The 18,354-nt window shown below is 72.5% G+C and carries 17 protein-coding genes; 5 read left to right on the forward strand and 12 right to left on the reverse strand.

Going from position 1 to position 18,354, the window contains the following annotated elements; genetic code table 11:
- Window positions 1–199 precede the first annotated feature (199 nt).
- Entirely contained in the window at window positions 200–400 is a 201-nt protein-coding gene (locus ACWGIS_RS25275; RefSeq protein WP_355791117.1) for a hypothetical protein, read from the reverse strand.
- A gap of 380 nt (window positions 401–780) precedes the next feature.
- On the reverse strand, window positions 781–1,062 hold the full coding sequence (locus ACWGIS_RS25280; RefSeq protein WP_453364735.1) for an acylphosphatase: 282 nt from the start codon (window positions 1,060–1,062) through the stop codon (window positions 781–783).
- Window positions 1,063–1,204: 142 nt separating this feature from the next.
- On the opposite strand from ACWGIS_RS25280, the gene ACWGIS_RS25285 reads away from it, so the two are divergent.
- On the forward strand, window positions 1,205–2,155 hold the full coding sequence (locus tag ACWGIS_RS25285) for a CAP domain-containing protein (RefSeq protein WP_453364766.1): 951 nt from the start codon (window positions 1,205–1,207) through the stop codon (window positions 2,153–2,155).
- 202 nt (window positions 2,156–2,357) lie between these two features.
- On the opposite strand, the gene ACWGIS_RS25290 is transcribed toward ACWGIS_RS25285, so the two are convergent.
- Window positions 2,358–2,945, reverse strand: a complete 588-nt coding sequence (locus ACWGIS_RS25290; RefSeq protein WP_453364736.1) for a flavodoxin family protein — start codon at window positions 2,943–2,945, stop codon at window positions 2,358–2,360.
- A 133-nt stretch (window positions 2,946–3,078) separates the two neighbouring features.
- Here ACWGIS_RS25290 and ACWGIS_RS25295 point away from each other — a divergent pair, with 133 nt between their 5' ends.
- Window positions 3,079–3,504 (forward strand): winged helix-turn-helix transcriptional regulator, encoded by a 426-nt coding sequence (locus ACWGIS_RS25295; protein WP_453364737.1) that lies wholly within the window; start codon window positions 3,079–3,081, stop codon window positions 3,502–3,504.
- 112 nt (window positions 3,505–3,616) lie between these two features.
- Here the strand turns inward: ACWGIS_RS25295 and mutM are convergent, their stop codons facing one another.
- From mutM to recG, 8 genes are all read right to left on the reverse strand, one after another.
- On the reverse strand, window positions 3,617–4,477 hold the full coding sequence (gene mutM, locus ACWGIS_RS25300; protein ID WP_453364738.1) for a bifunctional DNA-formamidopyrimidine glycosylase/DNA-(apurinic or apyrimidinic site) lyase: 861 nt from the start codon (window positions 4,475–4,477) through the stop codon (window positions 3,617–3,619).
- A gap of 63 nt (window positions 4,478–4,540) precedes the next feature.
- Window positions 4,541–5,422 carry a ribonuclease III gene (gene rnc / locus ACWGIS_RS25305; protein WP_453364739.1) on the reverse strand — a complete coding sequence of 294 codons (882 nt, stop codon included), beginning with the start codon at window positions 5,420–5,422 and terminating at the stop codon, window positions 4,541–4,543.
- Between the two features lie 19 nt (window positions 5,423–5,441).
- The gene (gene rpmF, locus ACWGIS_RS25310) at window positions 5,442–5,615 is read right to left on the reverse strand and encodes a 50S ribosomal protein L32 (protein WP_006139588.1); all 174 of its coding nucleotides are present in this window, start codon (window positions 5,613–5,615) and stop codon (window positions 5,442–5,444) included.
- A gap of 2 nt (window positions 5,616–5,617) precedes the next feature.
- Window positions 5,618–6,271: a YceD family protein gene (locus ACWGIS_RS25315; RefSeq protein WP_453364740.1), complete on the reverse strand. Its 654-nt coding sequence runs from the start codon at window positions 6,269–6,271 to the stop codon at window positions 5,618–5,620.
- A 134-nt stretch (window positions 6,272–6,405) separates the two neighbouring features.
- Window positions 6,406–7,521 carry an ATP synthase F0 subunit B gene (locus ACWGIS_RS25320; RefSeq protein WP_453364741.1) on the reverse strand — a complete coding sequence of 372 codons (1,116 nt, stop codon included), beginning with the start codon at window positions 7,519–7,521 and terminating at the stop codon, window positions 6,406–6,408.
- A gap of 110 nt (window positions 7,522–7,631) precedes the next feature.
- On the reverse strand, window positions 7,632–8,111 hold the full coding sequence (gene coaD, locus ACWGIS_RS25325; RefSeq protein ID WP_358854892.1) for a pantetheine-phosphate adenylyltransferase: 480 nt from the start codon (window positions 8,109–8,111) through the stop codon (window positions 7,632–7,634).
- Window positions 8,112–8,137: 26 nt separating this feature from the next.
- A complete protein-coding gene (gene rsmD / locus ACWGIS_RS25330; RefSeq protein ID WP_453364742.1) occupies window positions 8,138–8,725 on the reverse strand; it encodes a 16S rRNA (guanine(966)-N(2))-methyltransferase RsmD in 588 nt (195 codons plus the stop codon).
- A gap of 92 nt (window positions 8,726–8,817) precedes the next feature.
- Window positions 8,818–11,025, reverse strand: coding sequence for an ATP-dependent DNA helicase RecG (gene recG, locus ACWGIS_RS25335; RefSeq protein WP_453364743.1), 2,208 nt, complete (start codon window positions 11,023–11,025; stop codon window positions 8,818–8,820).
- Window positions 11,026–11,187: 162 nt separating this feature from the next.
- Between recG and ACWGIS_RS25340 the strand changes: the two genes are divergently transcribed.
- Together ACWGIS_RS25340 and ACWGIS_RS25345 are read left to right on the forward strand one after the other, a co-directional pair.
- Entirely contained in the window at window positions 11,188–13,032 is a 1,845-nt protein-coding gene (locus ACWGIS_RS25340) for an HSP90 family protein (RefSeq protein ID WP_453364744.1), read from the forward strand.
- Window positions 13,029–16,016 (forward strand): tetratricopeptide repeat protein, encoded by a 2,988-nt coding sequence (locus ACWGIS_RS25345; RefSeq protein ID WP_453364745.1) that lies wholly within the window; start codon window positions 13,029–13,031, stop codon window positions 16,014–16,016. The genes ACWGIS_RS25340 and ACWGIS_RS25345 overlap by 4 nt, the downstream gene beginning before the upstream one ends.
- Before the next feature lie 9 nt (window positions 16,017–16,025).
- On the opposite strand, the gene ACWGIS_RS25350 is transcribed toward ACWGIS_RS25345, so the two are convergent.
- A complete protein-coding gene (locus tag ACWGIS_RS25350) occupies window positions 16,026–17,903 on the reverse strand; it encodes a DAK2 domain-containing protein (RefSeq protein WP_453364746.1) in 1,878 nt (625 codons plus the stop codon).
- 258 nt (window positions 17,904–18,161) lie between these two features.
- On the opposite strand from ACWGIS_RS25350, the gene rpmB reads away from it, so the two are divergent.
- A complete protein-coding gene (gene rpmB, locus ACWGIS_RS25355; RefSeq protein WP_004924906.1) occupies window positions 18,162–18,347 on the forward strand; it encodes a 50S ribosomal protein L28 in 186 nt (61 codons plus the stop codon).
- The last annotated feature ends 7 nt before the right edge of the window (window positions 18,348–18,354 follow it).

The following is an 18,354-nucleotide window of genomic DNA, read 5'->3' on the forward strand; positions in this document are numbered from 1 at the left end:
ACTCTACCTTTCGCGCCCGTCTCACTCCATGAACGCGCGGTTTCACCCATGAACGTGCAGGGCACACCATCCGTTAAGAGAGTGGGGAGTGTGGGGGGACAAAAAAGAAGGGACGCCGAAGAGGCGTCCCTTGCGATTCTGACAGCGAGGCGGCCGACGGTACTGCTTCGACCACTGCTGTCGTAGTGCGGCCCAGCGATCAGGTGAGCGCAGGCTCCGCCTGGGGTACGTCGATGCTCTCAAAGGAGTCGTGAGAAGCGGCAGCCGCGAGCGCGTCCTTCTCGGCCTGAATCCGTACGAGCTCGGATTCGAGGTCCTGGACGCGCTGCTGGAGCCGTCGCATCTCGGCGATGAGCCGCGGGTCGGAGCCGCCGACGTAACCGAGAAGCGCCTTTGCCATGATGGATGGTCCTCCACACTGAGTGACCGACCGAAGCGGTGTGGGTCGTGAGGGAATCGCACCCGCGATGCTTGACACTCTTGAGTTCTGCTGCCGTTCCTACATGCCAAACAGCTAAGGTGCGCGGGGCTTTCAGAGTCTCACCAAAAAGTTTGACGGTCAACACGATCACGCCCCGTATTGGCGGACAACCCGGGGGCACGCGGCCCTGACCGGGCGGCGCGACGACTCCTGCGGGGCCCTCGGGGCGTGGAGATCAACCTATCCGCGGAGCCTGCCACGGCGAGCCGTTCTTTGGCAACCACCAGGTCATTCCCGCTCCGGGCGGCTACCGGCGGCGGCTGCCGGGCACCCCGCTGACGGGGTCGCCGGCGTCCCCGTCAGCGGATGGCGAAACCGTCGTAGATGCCGCGGGGCGTGTCCCATATCTCAGTGACTCCGTCCACGCGCCCGGGTGTGTCGTCTCCGCGGAGCCACTCCAGGAGGCCGTCGCACGCCGCGCGGGGGCCCTCGGCGACCACCTGGACGCGTCCGTCCTCCAAATTGAGAGCAAAGCCACTCAGCCCGCCGATCTCCAGGGCCCTGGCACGCGTGAACCAGCGGAAACCCACTCCCTGGACCTGTCCGCGCACCCACGCGACGAGCCGCACATCCTCGTTCATGGGTGCACGCTAACCGGACAATGTGCCTCGGAGCACTTCCTCCCCTTGCGCCATGGGGTACCGTCCCGACCCAATGAGTCGCATGTGAAACTCACTCGTTCGAGTGAGTGATGGTGACCGCAAGGACGAGGAAGGCCAGGAGATGGGACGCCACCGACGCTCCGCCGCCGGCGCCGCCGCCACGGGCCGCGCCACCGGCGTCACGGACGCACACCGGGTACACACGGAGAGCTACGGGCCGGAGAACCTGTACGGCTACGCCGCGGTGGCCGACCTCCCGCAGAACGCCGCCGCGCGCTCGCACCGCAAGAAGAAGGCCGGGGCGCCGGTGCGCACCGGTCTGCTCGGGGTCTCCGCGGCCGTCGCGCTGGGCACCGTCGCGGTGGCCGCCGGCGTGCTGCCCGGCAGCGACAACTACTCGGTCGGCGGCGGCAACGCCTCGGACAAGGTCCAGGCGGCCAGCTCCCCGTCCGGCCTGGAGACCGAGCAGGGCGGCTCGACCGCCGCCGCGGAGGACCGCGACGACACCGGCACGAGCCGCGACGCCGAGCGCTCCGCCTCGCCCCCGGCCGCTCCGTCCAAGACCGCCGAGAAGCCGTCGGCGACGCCCTCCGCGAAGCCTTCCGAGAAGCCCGGCAAGTCGCAGGCGACCAAGAAGCCCGGCCAGGCGGCCACCAAGGCCCCCAAGAAGCCCGCCCCGGCGAACGTGTCGGCCGAGACGGCCGCCGAGACCGCGGTGCTGAAGCTGGTCAACGAGGAGCGGGCCAAGGTCGGCTGCAGCCCGGTGGCGGCCAACAGCGCGCTGTCCGAGCTGGCCGCCGCGTTCAGCCAGGACATGGCCACGCGCGGCTTCTTCGACCACACCGACCCGAGCGGGGCCTCGCCCTGGGACCGGGCGGCGAAGGCCGGCGTCACCGACCTGGGCGGCGAGAACATAGCCCGGGGCCAGGCCACCGCCGAGGCGGTCATGGAAGCCTGGATGAACAGCCCCGGCCACCGCGCCAACATACTGAACTGCGACTTCAAGACCCTGGGAGTCGGCGCCCACTTCGCCTCCGGCGGCCCTTGGTGGACGCAGGACTTCGGTTACTGAGGTAACCGCGGAAACGGCCCGGACGCGCACATCTTGTCGGGTCCGGGCCGCTTCACGTTTTTCGCCGTCCATGAGCATGGGGACGGACGACGACCGGGTCCGCCTCGGCTCACCGACCGGAGGCTCCGGCCACTGGCGACCGGACCAGCGACCCCGGCGCTGAGGCAGGGACGCTCCCCTCAAGCGAGGCCCCCCGCCCCCGTCACGCCGCTGCCGCGCGGCCCAGGGCGAACACCCGGGCCGTCTGCGCGACCCGGCGGCCGAGGTGCTCGGCCGTCGCCACGTCGGCCTTGTGGACGCCCTCCGGGCCCTGGTCGTTGTTGGACTGGGCGGCGGCGCCGGCGAAGAAGCCGAGGCGGTTGAGGTCGTTCTCGGAGGCGGTGCTGCTGTTCCAGCCGGGGAGCAGGCCGAGGCTCACCCAGTTCATGCCGTGCTGCGCGGCGAGCGTCTGGAAGAACTGGAGCGTGTGCAGCTTGTCGCCGCTCTTGGACGCCGAGTTGGTGAATCCGGCCGCCAGCTTGTCCTTCCAGTCCTGCCCGAACCAGCGCTTCGAGGACTCCTCGGCGAACGCGTGGAAGGCGCCGGAAGCGGTGCCCATGTACGTGGGCGAGCCGAAGACGATCGCGTCGGAGGCGTCGAGCAGCGCCCACTGCTCCTCGGTGATCTCGTCGACCTTGACCAGGTGCACCTCCGCCCCGGTGTCGGCGGCACCGGCACGGACGGCCTCGGCGAGGACGGCGGTGTGGCCGTACCCGGAGTGGTAGGCGATGGAGACAACAGGGGTCGTCACGTCGGTACTCCTGAGGTGAGGAAGACGGGAGCGGCCGGCATCGGCGCCGCTCCTCAGCGGTGTCGAAAGGAAAGCACTAACTTCTGGTTAGTGCAACCCAACAGTTAGCGCTGCGGCGCAGTATGCTGGCGTCATGGAATCCACCGCGCAGGCCGCCAGGGCCGTGGAGAGCGTCGAGTCTCCGGACCTCGCGTACGACGTGTTCGCCCGCAGCTGTCCGTCCCGGGGCACGCTGGAGCACGTCACCGGCCGCTGGGGCGCGCTCACGCTCGGAGCGCTGCACGAGGGCTCGTTGCGCTTCAACGAGCTGCGCCGCCGCGTCGACGGCGTGAGCGAGAAGATGCTGTCCCAGACACTGCACGCCCTGGAGCGGGACGGCCTGGTGCACCGTGAGGCGCAGCCGACGAACCCGCCGCGCGTGGACTACGAACTGACGCCGCTGGGGCGCGAGGTCGCCGAGCGCCTGCTGACGCTCATCCACTTCCTGGAGGGCCGCATGGACGACGTCCTGGAAGCGCGCGGGCGCTACGACGAGACCCGCGGTGCCGCAGCCGTCTGAGAGGCGGCACGTGCGCCGACAGGACCCGCTGCCGGGCTGACGTCGCCCACCCGGGCCTCGCTCCCCCACTGGGCCGACCGCCGCTCACCCGGCGCCCGCTTCTGCACGCCGTTCAGACCGCGAGGCGCGGCGCCCGCTGGCACTTGGGGCAGAAGTAGCTGGACCGGTTCATCCAGGCGCGCCGCCGCATCGGCGTGGCACAGCGCCGGCAGGGCAGGCCCTCACGTCCGTACGCGTCGAGCGAGCGGTCGAAGTAGCCCGACTCCCCGTTCACGTTGACGTAGAGACTGTCGAAACTGGTGCCTCCGACCGAGAGGGCCGCGTTCATCACGTCCCGTACGTGGCCGAGGAGTTCGGCGGTGCGCGGGCGCGTGAAGCCGGCCGTGGGGCGCTCGTAGTGGACGCGGGCGCGCCACAGCGCCTCGTCCGCGTAGATGTTGCCGACGCCGCTGATCAGCGACTGGTCGAGCAGCGCCCGCTTGATGGTCGTACGGCGCCGGCGCAGTGCCTCGTGGAAGGCGGCATCGTCGAAGAGCGGGTCGAGCGGGTCGCGCGCGATGTGGGCGATGACGTCGGGCAGCCCGTCGGGGGTCGTCTCGTGCAACGACAGCCCGCCGAAGGTGCGTTGGTCCACGAAGCGCAGTTCCGTGCCGAGGTCGTCGGCGAAGCGGACCCTGATCCGCAGGTGCTTCTCGTCGGGGGCCTCGTGCGGCTGCACGAGCAGTTGGCCGCTCATGCCGAGGTGGGCGAGGACCGCGGTGCTCGTCGTCTCCAGGGGGAGCCACAGGTACTTGCCGCGGCGGCTCGGGACGCCGACACGCTGCCCCTTCAGACGGTGGGCGAAGTCCTCACCGCCCGCGGTGTGGCGGCGTACGGCACGCGGGTGCAGTACGTGGGCCTCGGCGACGGTGCGGTGGGCGACCCACCGCTCCAGTCCTCGTCGGACGACCTCGACCTCGGGCAGTTCGGGCATGTCTGCTCCCCGCACACCATGACGCCCGCCCCCGTGACAGGGGCGGGCGCTCGGTGTGACTTGTCAGGCGGACGCCGAGGAGGCGTCGGCGTTCCCCTCGGCGTGCTCGGCGGCTTCGGCAGCCGCCGAAGCGACCTCGGCCTCGGCCTGAGCCTCGGCTTCGGCCTTCGCGACCTCGGCCTGGGCCTCGGCCGCCGCCTTCTTGCGTTCGTCCGAGGCGGAGCGGATGGAGAGCCACGCGGACTCCGCCGCCTGCTGCTCCGCCTCCTTCTTGCTGCGGCCGGTGCCGGTGCCGTACGAGACGCCTCCGACGCGGGCGGCAGCAGTAAAGGTCTTCTCGTGGTCCGGGCCCGTCTCCGAGACCAGGTACTCGGGAACCCCGAGGCCCTCGGTCGCGGTGAGTTCCTGGAGACTGGTCTTCCAGTCCAGGCCGGCGCCCAGATTCGACGACTTTTCGATCAGGGGATCGAAGAGCCGGTGGACGAGTTCGCCCGCCGCCTCGAGACCCTGGTCGAGATAGACCGCGCCGATCACCGCTTCAAGGGTGTCGGCGAGGATGGACGCCTTGTCCCGGCCGCCCGTGCCTTCCTCGCCCCGGCCCAGCCGGATGAAGGAGCCGAGGTCGAGCCCGCGGCCCACCTCCGCCAGCGCACGCGAGTTGACCACCGCGGCCCGCAACTTGGCCAGCTGGCCTTCGGGCAGGTCGGGGTGGGTGCGGTACAGCGTGTCCGTGACCACCAGGCCGAGCACGGAGTCCCCGAGGAACTCCAGGCGCTCGTTGGTGGGCAGGCCGCCGTTCTCGTACGCGTAGGAACGGTGCGTCAGTGCACGCACCAGAAGGGCGGACTCCAGCTTGTAGCCGAGCCGCCCTTCCAGAAGCGTGTGGGACGAGGCTGTGTTGTCCGCCTTTTTCTTGGCGTTGGAATCCGCCTTGGCGTCAGACATCAGACCTCTCACCGGCCGCTCAGACCTCGAGGACCTGGCGCTTGTTGTAGGTGCCGCAAGCGGGGCACGCGATGTGCTGCAGCTTGGGCTCGTGGCAGCGCTCGCACGCAACCAGGGTGGGGACCGCAGCCTTCCACTGCGACCGGCGGTGGCGCGTGTTGCTGCGCGACATCTTCCGCTTCGGAACAGCCACGGCTACTTCTCCTGCTTCTCGTCGGCGCGTGCTGATCGAGGCGCGCCGCCGCTCATCTCGTCCTTCTCGCCATCTTCGAGTGAACCGGCGAGTCCCTGCAGTGCCGCCCAACGGATGTCGACGGCGTCGTGGTGGTGGCCCGGGTCGTCAGCCAGCCGTGCTCCGCACTCGGAGCACAGGCCGGGGCAGTCGTCCTGGCACACCGGCTGCATCGGCAGTGCGAGCACCACCGCATCCCGCAGCACGGGTTCGAGGTCGAACAGGCCGTCCTCGATGAAGAGAGTGTCCTCGTCTTCCTCGGCGTCGTCGGCCGGTTCCGCTTTCACACGGCCCCGGTCATCGGCGTCAGGGTACGAGAACATCTCCTGGAATTCCGCGTCGAGCTCCAGCTCTAGCGGCTCCAGACACCTTACGCACTCCCCCTTGGCCGATGCACGGGCGGTGCCTGTGACAAGCACCCCTTCCATGACCGACTCCAGGCGGAGGTCAAGCTCCACCGGGGCGCCTTCCGGCACTCCGATGACTCCCTGGATGCCCAGATCCGCGGGAGCGTCGATCGAACGGGTCAGGCGCTGCAGCGCGCCAGGACGCCGCCCCAGCTCGTGTGTGTCGAACACGAGAGGGTTGCGGTGGTCGAGGCGGGCGTTCAGAGCCATTCCTGCTTTCGATCTTCGTTGGGGGGAGCGCCGCCCTGATCTTCCGGGCAGCTCTGATCACGGACGTACGCGCGACCGAACAGCCAGGATACTGGACCAATCGCTCACGGCCCAATCCGGTGCGCTCGGGGCCCTCAGTGGCCGCCGCGCCCCTGCTCGTAGGCCCGCAGCTGCTCCGCGCTGATCATGCCGGTGTCGAAGAGGCTGGTCTCGTCGAGGGCCTGGGCCTGCGGCTGCTGCTGATAGGCCTGCTGCTGGTCCTGGCCCTGGTTCCGGCCGTACGCGGGCTGCTGGTCCTGGCCGTACGCGGCCTGCTGGTCGTAGCCCTGCTGCTGGTAGGCGTAGGGATCGGCCTGCTGGTACCCGTACGCGTCCTGCTGGGCGTACTGCTGCTGGTAGCCGTCGGGATCCGTCTGCTGCTGGTAGCCGTAGGGGTCCGCCTGCTGCTGCTGGTAGGCGTACGCCTCCTGCTGCTGCTGGTAGGACGGCTGGGCCGGCACCTCGGGCGCCCGGGCGGGCTGCTCGGGAGCCTCGGAGAGGTCCGCGAGGCCGGCCAGGTAGTCCGCGTCGCTGGTGTGCTGGACGGCCGTCCCGTCGTCCGTGAGGGAACTCAGGTCGTCGCTGGCGATGCGGCCGTGCAGTTTCTGGCGGCCCCGGCCGACGGCCTCCAGGGTCTTGGCGAGGACGGCCTCGAAGGCGCCGAGCTTGACCCCGACGTACTCGTCCGCGGCGCGGCGCAGCGTCTCCGGGTCCTGGCTGCGCTCGGGTGCGTCCTCGTCCTCGTAGCCCTGTTCGTCCAGGCCGGGCCCGGTGCCGAGGAGCTTCTCGCGGCCGCGGCCGACGGAGCCGAGGGTCTTGGTGAGGACGACCTCGAAGTTGGCGAGCTTGGAGTCGACGTAGTCGTCGGCCTCGGCGCGGATCTCCTCGGCCTCCTGCCGGGCCTCGGCGAGGATGCGGTCGGCCTCGTTCTGCGAGCGGCGGGCGACCTCGGTGTCGGAGATCAGGGAGCCGCGCTCGGCGTGCGCGTTCTCGATGATTCGCTCGGCTTCCTGGCGGGCCTGCTCGACCAGCTGCTCGCGGCCGCCGATCAGCTCCTGGGCCTGGGCCAGCGAGCCCGGCAGGGCCTGGCGCAGCTCTTCGAGCATCGAGAGCAGCTCGGCGCGGTTGACCACGCACGAGGCCGACATGGGCATGGAACGGGCGCCGGAGACCGACGCGACGATCTCATCGAGCTTCTTCTGCACGTCCACCGTGTGCTCGCCACTCTCTACAGCTGTGATGGAGACGGACGGGTCGACTGTACGACCACTCCCGCCACCTCCGACACCGGGTGACGGGCCGTCAGCTCCCGGGGAGCGTCTCAGCTCTGCGCGAGGCGCTCGGTGAGGGCTTCCAGGACCAGGGGCGGCACCAGGTGAGAGACGTCGCCGCCCCAGGCCGCCACCTCCTTGACGAGGGAGGAGGACAGGAAGCTGTAGGTGGGGTTCGTGGGGACGAACAGGGTCTCGACGCCCGACAGGCCGTTGTTCATCTGGGCCATCTGGAGTTCGTAGTCGAAGTCGCTGACGGCGCGCAGGCCCTTGACGATGGCCGGGATGTCGCGCTGCTTGCAGAAGTCGACGAGCAGGCCGTGGAAGGACTCGACCTCCACGTTGCCGAACTCGGCGGTGACCTGGCGGATCAGGTCGATGCGCTCCTCGATCTCGAAGAGGCCCTTCTTGGACTGATTGATCATCACCGCGACATGCACCACGTCGTACAGCTTGGAGGCGCGGGCGATGATGTCGAGGTGTCCGTTGGTGATCGGGTCGAATGACCCGGGACAGACGGCGCGGCGCAACTGAGGTCCCTCGCTCTCCGGTCCGGTCATGGTGCGTCTTCGCACGTAGAGGCGGCGCGACCGTACCAAAACGTTCCCTCGCCGTAACGACGGCTCCGGAGCGCCTCGAAGCCGTCCGGCCACCCGAATTCGCCGCCTCTGGTGCTGCGCTCCACGGTGACGAGCGCATCGTCCGCGAGCCAGCCCTCCGAGCGGAGTGTGAGGAGGATCTCGCGAAGATCGTCGTCCGAGACGGCGTACGGCGGATCGAGGAAGACCAGGTCATAGGGGTCGGCCGGGGCCGCGCCGCGGACGATCTGCTCGGCTTTGCCCGATCTGACCTCGGCGCCGGGCAGCCCCAGGGACGCGACGTTCTCCCGGATCACGCGGGCCGCCCGGGCGTCGGCCTCGACGAGGAGGGTGTGTCCGGCGCCGCGGCTGAGGGCCTCCAGGCCCACCGCGCCCGAGCCGGCGTACAGGTCGAGGACGCGCTCGCCGTCCAGCGGGCCGCCGAGCAGGGACTGCCAGGTGGAGAAGAGGGCCTCGCGCGCCCGGTCGGAGGTGGGGCGGGTGCCGGTGCCCGGCGGGACGGCCAGACGGCGTCCGCCGGCCCGGCCGGCGATCACGCGGGTCATCTCTCTCGTCCTTCGTGCGTGGGGGTTTTCACGGGCGGGTGTGACCGCTCCAGTCTGTCAGCCCCGGCCGGGGCGGCGCTCTCCCGCCTCGCTCAGCCCTTGTCCAGGTACTGCTCGCGCTCCTCGTCCAGGAGGGCGTCCAGCGCGGTGCGCAGGCCGGGGAGGCGCTCCAGCTCCGGGTCGGCGGCGACGACCGCGGCGGCCTCCTCGCGGGCCTCGGCGATGATCTCCTCGTCGTCGATGACGGTGAGCATGCGCAGCGAGGAGCGGACGCCGGACTGGGCCTGGCCGAGGACGTCGCCCTCGCGGCGCTGCTCCAGGTCGATACGGGAGAGCTCGAAGCCGTCGAGGGTGGACGCGACGGCGGTCAGCCGCTGGCGGGCCGGGCTGGCTTCGGGCATCTCGCTGACCAGCAGGCAGAGGCCGGGTGCGGAGCCCCGGCCGACCCGGCCGCGCAGCTGGTGCAGTTGCGAGACGCCGAAGCGGTCGGCGTCCATGATCACCATGGCGGTGGCGTTCGGCACGTTGACGCCGACCTCGATGACCGTCGTCGCGACGAGGACGTCCGTCTCGCCGGCGGCGAAGCGGCGCATCACGGCGTCCTTGTCGTCGGGCGGCATCCTGCCGTGCAGCACTTCGACGCCCAGCCCCCGCAGCGGGCCCTTGGCGAGCTGGTCGGCGATGTCCAGGACGGCGAGCGGCGGGCGCTTCTCGGCGTCGTCCTCGGGGGACTTCTTCTTGGCCCTGCCCTCCTCCTCGTCGCCGATGCGCGGGCAGACGACGTACGCCTGATGGCCGTTCGAGACCTCCTCGCGCACCCGCTCCCAGGCGCGGGCCAGGAAGTGCGGTTTGTCGGCGGCCGGCACGACGTGGCTGGCGATGGGCGAGCGCCCGGCCGGGAGCTGGTCAAGGACCGAGGTCTCCAGGTCGCCGAAGACGGTCATCGCGACCGTGCGGGGAATGGGGGTGGCGGTCATGACCAGCAGGTGCGGGGGCTGCTTGCCCTTGCCGCGCAGGGCGTCGCGCTGCTCGACGCCGAAGCGGTGCTGCTCGTCCACCACGACCAGGCCGAGGTCGTGGAACTGCACCTTGTCCTCGATGAGGGCGTGCGTGCCGATGACGATCCCGGCCTCGCCGGTGACCAGGTCCAGCAGGGCCTGCCGCCGGGCCGCCGTGCCCATGGAACCGGTGAGCAGCACGACCTTGGTGGAGTCCTCCGCCCCGCCGAGCATCCCGCCCTCGGCCAGCTCCCCCATCATCTCCGTGATCGACCGGTGGTGCTGCTGGGCGAGCACCTCGGTGGGCGCGAGCATCGCCGCCTGGCCGCCCGCGTCGACCACGGCGAGCATGGCGCGCAGGGCGACCATCGTCTTCCCTGAACCGACCTCTCCCTGGAGGAGCCGGTGCATCGGGTGCTCGGTCGCGAGGTCGCGGAAGATCTCCGCGGACACCTTCTGCTGGCCGTCGGTGAGGGTGAACGGCAGCTTGGCGTCGAAGGCCGTGAGCAGGCCGTCGGGCCGCGGTCTGCGGGCGACGGCGGGGAGCTGGGCGTCGGCGTGCCGGCGGCGGGCCAGGGCGACCTGGAGGACGAAGGCCTCGTCCCACTTCAGGCGGGCGCGGGCGTCCTCGACGTCCGCCTTGGTGTGCGGGCGGTGGATCTTGAGGAGGGCCTCGGGGAGGGAGACCAGGCCGCGGCCCTCCCTGAGGGAGTCCGGGAGCGGGTCGACGGCCTCCTGGGCGCTCGGCAGGACCGTCTGCACCGCCTTCGCGATCTTCCAGGACTCCAGCTTGGCGGTGGCCGGATAGAGGGGGATGAGGGAGCCGGCCCAGCTGTCGACCGTCTCCGCCGCCTCGTCGCCGTCGCCGCGCAGCAGCTCGTAGGCCGGGTGGGCGAGCTGGAGGCGGCGGTTGAAGACGGAGACCTTGCCGGAGAACATCGCGCGCGTGCCGGGCAGGAGGTCCTTGTGCGGCTTGTGCACGCCGTTGCCGAAGAAGACGAGCTGGAGACGGCCGCTGCCGTCCGTGATGGTCACTTCGAGGCGCTGGCCCTTGCCGCGCGGCGCCTTGGGCGAGGAGAAGGTCGCCAGGCGGGCGTCGGCGACCTGGGCGACCACCGTCGCGTGCTCGTCCATGGGCAGGTCGGCGAGGTGGGTGAGCTGCCCGCGCTCCTCGTACCTGCGGGGGTAGTGGTGCAGCAGGTCGCCGACGGTGTGCAGGCCGAGATGCTCGGCCATCACCTTCGCGGTGGCGGGACCGAGCACCTTCTTCAGTGGTTCTTCGAGCGCGGGCACGAGATCCATTGCACACCACCGCACTGACAATGCCGCATACGTCCCGGAAATCCGCTGGTCAGGCGGGTCGTTCGCGGCCTAGGATGACGCGCCCGCCCTGTTCGCGGTCACCGTGCCCCGGGACCGCCCGACCCCGCGCCGTCGCCAGTCCCCCCACCGGCGCTAGCGACGATGGACTCACAGACTTCTCAGTCATCCCCGGCACCCCAGTCACCTCACACGTTCCAGGTCGACCTGCGCGGCCTCGTGGACCTCCTCTCCCATCACCTCTACTCCAGTCCCAAGGTCTATCTGCGCGAGCTGCTGCAGAACGCCGTGGACGCCATCACCGCGCGGCGGGCCGAGCAGCCGGACGCGCCGGCCTCGGTCCGGCTGTACGTCGAGGGCGACGGGAGTGCCCTGCGCGTGGAGGACTCCGGCGTCGGGCTCACCGAGTCCGACGTGCACAGCCTCCTCGCGACGATCGGCCGCAGCTCCAAGCGGGGCGAGGGGCTGGAGTCGGCGCGCTCCGACTTCCTGGGGCAGTTCGGCATCGGTCTGCTGGCCTGCTTCGTGGTCGCCGAGCGGATCCGCGTCGTCAGCCGCAGCGCCCGTACGCCCGGGGCGCCACCCGTGGAGTGGACGGCGACCGACGACGGTTCGTACACCGTCAGGACGCTGCCCGACGCGGCGCGGCCCGAACCGGGCACGACCGTGCACCTGGTGGCGCGCGCCGGGGCGGGCGAGTGGCTGACCGAGGAGCGGGTGCGCTCGCTGGCCCGGGACTTCGGCTCGCTGCTGCCGTACGACGTCCGGGTGGGCGAGGAGGCGGTCACCGACCTGCCGGCGCCCTGGGACCGCCCCTACCCGAGCCCCGCGACCCGGCGGGTCGCCCTGGCGCGCCACTGCCACGACCTGTTCGGGTTCACGCCGCTGGACTCGATCGACCTGGACGTGCCGCTCGCCGGGGTCCGCGGTGTCGCCTACGTGCTGCCGTCGGCGGTCAGCCCCGCCCAGCGCGCCGGGCACCGCGTCCACCTCAAGGGCATGCTGCTCACCGAGCGGGCCGATCAGCTGCTGCCCGACTGGGCGTTCTTCGTGCGCTGCGTCCTGGACACGGACAGCCTGCGGCCCACCGCCTCGCGCGAGTCGCTGTACGAGGACGAGACGCTGGCGGGCGTGCGGGACGCGCTGGGCGAGCGCATCCGGTCCTGGCTGACCGGGCTCGCCGCGGGCGACCCGGAGCGGCTCGCGGCCTTCCTGTCCGTGCACTATCTGGGCGTGAAGTCGCTGGCCAGGCACGACGGCGAGATGCTGCGCACGATGCTGCCGTGGCTGCCCTTCGAGACGACCGACGGACGGCTGTCCCTGGAGGAGTTCGCGCAGCGGCACCCGGTGGTGCACTTCACGCGGACCGTGGAGGAGTACCGGCAGGTCGCTCCCATCGCGTCCGCGCAGGGCGTGGGCGTCGTCAACGGCGGCTACACGTACGACGCCGAGCTCGTCGCCGCCCTCCCCTCGGTGCGTCCGGGGACGGTCGTCGCCGAGCTGGACGCGGACACCGTCACGGCGCACCTGGACATGGTCGACCCGGCGGAGGAGCTGGCCCTCGCGGGCTTCCTGGCCGCCGCCCGCGCCAAGCTCGACCCGCTGGGCTGCGACGTCACGCTGCGCTCGTTCCACCCGCTGTCCGTACCGGCGCTGCACCTGGACGACCGGGCGGCCCGGCACGAGCAGGCCCGCGCGGACGCCGAGGAGCAGGCCGACGACCTGTGGGCCGGCATCCTCGGCTCGCTGCGCGGCAGCGCCCCACGCGCCCGGCTGGTCCTGAACCACCTCAACCCGCTGATCCGCAAGGTCAGTTCCCTGCGCGACCCCGAACTGATCGGCACGGCCACCGAGTCCCTCTACGGGCAGGCCCTGCTGATGGCGCAGCGCCCGCTGCGGCCCGCGGACTCCGCGCTGCTCAACCGCGCGTTCCTCGGCCTCCTCGAATGGGCCACGCACACCGAGTCCGGGGAGGACGACCGCCGATGAGCCAGGTCATGGACTTCGACACGCTGCGCCACGCGATGGCGGAGAACTACGAGCAGCCCGAGGGCCCGGCCCGCAACGCGCGCGCGGAGCACCTGCTCGCCGAGGCCGAGAAGCTGAACATCCCGCTCGCCGTGATCGAGGCGCTCGGACACCAGCTGAAGGTCTACAACTACAGCTCCGAGAAGGACAAGATGTTCGTCCCCTTCGCGCGCCTGCTGCGCATGTGGGACGAGCGCCCCGAGGACTTCGACGAGTACGAGACCCACTCCCTGCACTGGGTGTTCAAGTGGATGTCCGCCGGCATGCTCGGCCAGCCGCACATCCCGCTCGCCTCCATCGAGAAGTGGCTCGGCGAGATGGAGCACCGCTACCGCCTCGCCGGGCACTCCGAACGGGCCGTGCGCAGCGCCGAGTTCAGCGTGGCGCAGCACATCGGCGACCTGGAGCGGGCCGAGCGCGCGTACACGGCGTGGCTGGCCGCCGACCGGGACAGCATGGCCGACTGCCACGCCTGCGAGCTGCACGACCAGGGGTGGTGGCAGGCGCTGCGGCACGGGGACGCGGAGGCGCTGGAGATGTGGCGGCCGGTCCTGGAGGGCCGGTACACGTGCGCCCACGAGCCGCACGCCGTCCTGGCGTCCTCGCTGCTGCCGCTGCTGCGGCTGGGCCGTCTCGACGAGGCGCGCGCCCACCACCTGCGGGGCCTGCGGCTGGTCCGTGCCATGGAGAGCATGCGCGGCGCCTACGCGGACCACGTCGAGTTCTGCGCGCTGAGCGGCAACGAGGCCCGCGCCCTGGAACTGCTCGCGGAGCGGCCGGCGTACTTCACCGACGCCGGGGAGCCGCGCAGCAGGCTGGACTTCATGGCGGTGGTGGCCCTGCTGATGGACCGGCTGACCGAGCTGGGGCTCGGCGGGCAGCCGGTGCCCGGCCCGGCCGGGCGCAGCTGGACCGCGGCCGACCTGGCCGTCCACGCGCGCGAGGAGGCCCTCGCGCTGGCCGCCCGCTTCGACGCGCGCAACGGCACCTCGTACGTCGGCGACCGGGCCCGCGCCCGCATGGACCGGCGGCCCCTGGTGGACCGGCTGCCGCTGGGCGTGCGCAGCACCCGTCCCGCCCCCGCTCCGCGGCCGGCGGCGGCCGTCGCCGTGTCCGGGGAGCCGGCCGCCGAGCCGGACCTGCCCGCGCTGCTCGCGCGGGCGCGGCGGCTGTCCGAGGAGATGGCTCCCGAGGCCGTCGCCGCGTGGGCCGCGGTGGCCCGTGCGGCCGAGGGCGCGGAGCTGGGCCCCCACGACCGCGCGGAGATCGCCGAGCACGAGGCGATGGGCCTGGGCCCCGAGGGCGCGGCACTCTTCGAACAGGCCGCCGAGTGGTACGTGGAGGCGGGCGACCCGGGCGAGGCGCTCGCGGCACGCGCGCGTGCGGCGTACGCCCACGCCGGGACGGGCCGGACCGAGGAGGCGCTCGCGGCCGTACAGGAGCCGTACGAGCGGGTGCTGGTCCTTCTCGCGGCGGACGCCACGGGCGTACGCCAGGCGGCCTCCGTCCTGGTGGCCCGCGCGCGGATCCTGATGCAGCGGGTGCACGAGGCCGCGGACGGGGAGGCGGAGGACGCCGGCACGGACGCCGTCCTCGCCGAGGCCGAGACGGCCGTACGGGAGCTGCTGGCGCTCGCCGGGCCGCACACCGACCTGACCTGGCTGGCCGCCCGGGCCGCGGAGGCGCGGGCCATGCTCGCGGAGCTGGCCGCGCACACCGGGGACGCCGTGGCGGCCGCCGAGCTGTACGAGCGGGCGGTCGGGGAGTTCACGGCGGCCGGGCTGCCGTGGTTCGCGGTGGAGTACCAGGCCCGCCTCGCCGGGATCGCGCGGCACCTCGGCGACCCGGGGACGGCGGAGCGAGCGGTGCGGGCGGCGCTGGACGGCGGCGGCCCCTACCTGGAGCCGGTCGGACACGCGCAGCTGCACCTGCAGCTGGCCGAGATCCTCGCCGCCGACGGACGGCCCGGCCCCGCCGCCGAGCACGCCCTGGAGGCGGCGCACTGGGCCGACGAGGGCGGCGAGGGGCCGACGCTCGGGGCGTGGGCGCGGCACCAGCTCGGCGGCTTCCTGCTCGCCCAGGGGCGTTGGGCGGAGGCGGCGGAGGTCCTGGAGTCGGCGTTGCCCGACGTGACGGCGGAGACCCACGGCGACGGCGCGGTCGTGCAGACCCGGTGGTGGCTCGGCGACTGCCTGACCGAGCTGGGCGAGCACCGGGCGGCGGCCGAGCACTGGCTGCGGGCCGCCGACATCGCCCGGCACTGGCCCGAGCAGCGCGACCACGCGATGCTCGCCCACCTCGCCGCCGAGGCCCTCGGCCACGCGGACCTGCCCGCCGAGGCGGCGCGGGCGTACGCCCGCGCCGGTGACCTCTGGCGGTCCCTGGGCAACGTCCACGGCCTGGTCCGCTCGCTGCGGGCCCGCGCCTGGATCGCGGCGCGCGGAGAGGACGGCCCGGGCGGGGCGCGGGAACTGATGGCGGAGGCGGTACGCGTGTGCGAGGAGGCGCTGGAGGAACTGCCGGCGCCGGACTCCGGTGCCGGCGTCTCCGGTGAGGACGCCGACGGACCGGACACCGGTGACGAGGACCGGGTCCGGCTCGTCGCCGAACTCGGGCAGACACACCGCCAGTTCGGCGACCTGGTCGCGCGCTCCGTCCAGGACGACGCGGCGCGGGACGTGGCGCACGCCGCGTTCGAGGAGGCGCTGGACCAGGTCACGCGGGCGGTCGCGGCCTTCGCGTCCCTCGGTGCCGACGGGCTCGACTCCCGCACGGGGTCCGAGCTCGCCGCCGGGTGGCTGGAGGCCGACCTGGGGCGTCCCGCCGCGGCCCGGGCACGCGCGCGTGCGGTGCTCGCCGCCTGTGAGGGACTCGAAGGGGACGTGCCGGAGGCGCGGCGGGGCGAGGCGGAGAAGATGCTGGAGCTGATGGCCGGGGCCGAGTAGGGAGAACCGCTACTCCACCCCGATGAGCAGCAGCGCTCCCTGGCGTCCGCCCCGGTAGACCACCGTGTCCACCGCGAGGTAGGACTCCCGGACGCACGCCTCCAGGTGGGCGGCGACGGTCTCCGGTGCCTCGTCGCCCAGCACGAGGGTGACCATCTCGCCGCCCGCCGACAGCATGCGGTTCAGCACGACCTCGGCGGTCTCCGCGAGGTCGGAGCCGATGACGGCGACGTCGCCGTCGATGAGCCCGAGGATGTCGCCGGCCTGGCAGATGCCCGCCATCGTCCAGGACTGGCGCTCGGCGACCAGGACCTCGGCGTGGCGGGTGGCACCGGCCGCGGACGTCATCGCGACGACGTCCTCGTCGAAGCGGCGGTCCGGTTCGTGGACGGCGAGCGCGGCGATGCCCTGCACCGCGGACCGGGTCGGGATCAGCGCGACCCGGACGCCCTCCGCGCGTGCCTGTTCGGCGGCGGCGGCCGCGGTGTGGCGCAGTTCCGGGTCGTTCGGCAGCAGCACGACCTCGCGCGCGTGGGCCCGCCGTACCGCCTCGACCAGCTCACCGCTGGCGGGCGGCTCCCCCGGCCGCGCCAGCACGCTCGTCGCCCCGGCCTCGGCGTACAGGCCCGCCAGGCCCTCGCCGGGCACGACCGCGACGACGGCCCGCTGGGCGCGCTCCCGGGGCGGGCGCACCGCCCGCGCGCCGGCCGTGTGGACGTCGCCCAGCCCGAAGTGGGTGATCCGGATCCGGTACGGCCGTCCCGCCTCGATGCCGGCCTCGACGGCGGCGCCCGCGTCGTCGACGTGCACGTGGACGTTCCACAGGCCGTCGCCGCCGACCACGACGAGGGAGTCCCCGAGCCGGTCGAGCCGCTCCCTGAGCCGCGCGACGGCGGTGTCCTCCGCCTCCAGCAGGTAGACGACCTCGAAGGCCGGGCCGTCGGCGTCCGGCGCGGCGTCCGCGCAGACCTCGGCGGGGCCCTCCTCGCCACCGCCCCCGCCGGCCGCACCTGCCGTCGGACCGTCGGACGCGCTGCGGTCGCCGTCCACGCGTGCGTGCAGGTCGTCGCCGTCCACACGCGCGCGGGTGCCGTCGATGTCCCCGCGCGCGTGGGGGTCGTCCGCGGCCTCCCGGTCCGTGCGTACGGCCAGGACGGATATCGCCGCTCCCCCGGGCGCCTCGCCGGTGAACGTCTGCACCAGGGCCGCCAGCACGGCCACGAGGCCCCGGCCGCCCGCGTCGACCACTCCGGCCCGCTCCAGGACGGCCAGCTGCCCCGGCGTCGCCGCCAGTGCCGTCCGCGCTCCCTCGTACGCCGCCCGCGCGACCGCCCCACAGTCGCCCTCGGCGCCGGTGGCCGCGTCGGCGGCGGCCGAGGCGACGGTGAGCACCGTGCCCTCGACGGGGTGGGCGACGGCCTGGCGGGCGGAGTCGGCCGCGTGCCGCAGGGCGAGCCGCAGCCCCCGGCCGTCGGTGTGAGAGGTGTCACGGTCGGCGGCGAGCACCTGGGCCATGCCGCGCAGCAGCTGCGCGAGGATCGTCCCGGAGTTGCCGCGGGCCCCGATCAGCGCGCCGTGCGCCATCGCCCGTACCGCCTCCGCGAGGCTGGGCAGCCCGGCCGCGCCCGAGGCGTCCGCGCCGCCGTGCCGGCCCCGCGCGCGGGCGGGGTCCGTCAGGTACATCGCGTGGTGCCCGGCGAAGACCGCCTCGACGGCCGTGGCCGCCGATTCGACGGTCAGATAGAGGTTCGTCCCGGTGTCACCGTCGGCCACGGGATAGACATTGATGGCGTCGATCTCCTCGCGGGCCCGTCCCAGGGCCTCCAGCGCGAGACCGCACCAGGTCCGCACCGCGGATGCGTCCAATGTCTGCGGCACCTGCGGCACCTGTGCCTCCTTGAGCTGCCGGACGTGAGCCGCAGCGTAGACCCAGGACGGCTCCCGGACGGAAGAGGGCCCTGATGAGGCCGGGGAAGGTCCGCTCGCCGCCATGGTAGTTTCGTTGTACGGACGCAGTCGTTGTATGCTGCTCCGGTTGCCCGATCCGATCGGGCCTTCCCCCTGGCACCGCCACTCAGATCCTAGATCTTGATCCCGGCATGCCGGGATCCACCGTAAGAGCATCTGAAGTCTTTGGAGTGACCCGTGGCTGCCAACTGCGACGTCTGCGGCAAGGGGCCGGGCTTCGGCAACAACATCTCGCACTCGCACCGCCGTACGCCCCGTCGCTGGAACCCGAACATCCAGCGCGTCCGTACCGTGGTGGGCGGGACGCCGAAGCGCGTGAACGCTTGCACCTCGTGCATCAAGGCCGGCAAGGTCTCGCGCTGACGCAACT

The organism is Streptomyces sp. NPDC054842 (assembly GCF_053611025.1).